Annotated in this window: 1 protein-coding gene; it reads right to left on the bottom strand. The window is 41.8% G+C overall.

Features of this window, described 5'->3' with window-relative positions; translation table 11 throughout:
* The coding region (locus tag RR876_RS17405) for a CpsD/CapB family tyrosine-protein kinase (protein ID WP_332637229.1) at positions 1-512 on the bottom strand (512 nt) is incomplete at both ends.

Raw genomic sequence — 512 nt, 5'->3', positions numbered from 1 at the left:
AAGCGGTTGACAGTCAGTTCAAGCTCTTTCATTTGCGTCTTAGCATAACGTGCCACTACCAAATTCACACCCGCATATTGTGAAATAATAATCCCATCGGTGACCGCAAGAACTGGCGGGGTATCAATCAGAATATGGTCAAACTGGCTCGACAAGTGCGTGAGCATCTCTGCAAATTTTTGAGTACTTAACAACTCTGACGGATTGGCAGGACTTTTACCACGACTAATGACGCTTAAATTTTCAACTTCAGTACTGCGTACAATACTGCCTAACTCGTGTTGACCATTTAAATATTCAGCCAAACCAGGTTGCACATCATAGTTAAAGTATTTGTGCATATAACCACGACGTAAATCGGCATCAATCAATAATACGCGCTTATCACTTTGCGCCAAAATGGTGGCTAGGTTGGTTGAAATAAACGATTTACCCAACTCTGGTGCAGGGCCAGAAATCATAATAATATTGTTTTTGGCAGAGCTTAGAGCGAAATGAATGGCTGTACGCAT

Source organism: Acinetobacter sp., assembly GCF_036666595.1.
In the GTDB taxonomy this organism is placed as follows: Bacteria; Pseudomonadota; Gammaproteobacteria; order Pseudomonadales; family Moraxellaceae; genus Acinetobacter.
Note: the sequence above shows the minus strand (reverse complement) of the source record. Positions and strands in the feature narration are given on the sequence as shown.